The organism is Pseudonocardia tropica, assembly GCF_040105315.1.
In the GTDB taxonomy this organism is placed as follows: domain Bacteria; phylum Actinomycetota; class Actinomycetes; order Mycobacteriales; family Pseudonocardiaceae; genus Pseudonocardia; species Pseudonocardia alni.
Genome location: NZ_JBEDNP010000099.1, coordinates 1 through 1,090 on the forward strand (window position 1 = coordinate 1; position 1,090 = coordinate 1,090).

Genomic DNA, 1,090 nt, shown 5'->3' on the forward strand with positions numbered 1-1,090 from the left:
GTTGTCGATCTGCTGACGAGGGGCCACCTCGTAGTTCTTCGCGGCCCGGGTCTGCCGCCATGCCGCCCGGTCCATTTCCTTGCGCTCGGCCGGGCTGGGCTCCCGCCCGTAGCGCTCGACGAAGGTCTCCGCCGCGCTCCGGACCGCCCCGGCGATCTGCTCTCGCCGGCTCGACGCCTTCGCGCAAAGCCGCTGGTCTACCCCCATGATCTCGGCCGCCTTGCCGTCGGGCCGCAGGGCGAACACCACACCGTTGCTCTCCGCCAACGCCGTCTGACTGACCTGCTGGTAGATCGCGTCAGCCCCCTCCTTGATCGGGCGGAAGGCGCGCCCGTTGAGCGAGCGGATCTCGCCGTCGGAGGTCGTGACCAGCCGGTTCAACACCGTGACGTGCGAGTGCATCTGCGGCTGCTGAGCCCTGCTCGTCGAGTGGTCCCAGCGCACCCAGCTGAGTCCCTCGCCGCGCTCGTGCACGCCCACGGAGAGCCCTGACGACGTGCGGCCGTGGTACCCGGACCGGACGTAGGCCGCCTCGCGCTCGACGTACTCCATCGCGGCGCGGATTCCGGCGTGGTGGGCATCGACAACAGCCTGCGCCTCGGCGTGCTGACCGGCCTCCATGAGTGCCGCCCAGTACACGCTCACCGACTTCACGGGGGAGAAGGTGAGGTCGTAGTAGGCGACGGCCTTACGGGTCTCCGCGCGGACCTCGTTGGTGATCTCGGCGCGCCGCTCCTCGGTCGCGTCGGGCTCCTTCGCAAGGGCCAGCGCGATGCGCTGCTCTCGCGTCTTGAACTTCCGAGGACGGTTCCCGAGCGCCGCCGGGGACCCGTCAGCAGCGACCGCAGTCGGGTGCTCCAGGCGACCGAAGACAGCTCGAACCTGCTCCTCGGTGGCAGCGGTCCCGGCGGTCATGCCGATCATCCCGAGGCCCTGGCCGCCCCAGACCCCGGCCGGCTCCCGCTCGGCGCCCGCCAGCATGTAGCCGACCCCGTCAGCCTCCTTCGCGGGGGCGTGCTCGTGCTCGGCGCAGCCCGAGCCGCGCAGCAGGTAGTCCACCGACCCGGCGGACACCGCAACGATCCTGAGC

Annotated in this window: 1 protein-coding gene; it reads right to left on the bottom strand. The window is 71.1% G+C overall.

Annotated elements, in window-relative coordinates:
* A partial coding sequence (gene mobF / locus WHI96_RS27755; RefSeq protein ID WP_349302527.1) for a MobF family relaxase occupies window positions 1-1,059 on the bottom strand: 1,059 nt, incomplete at its 3' end.
* Window positions 1,060-1,090 lie beyond the last annotated feature (31 nt).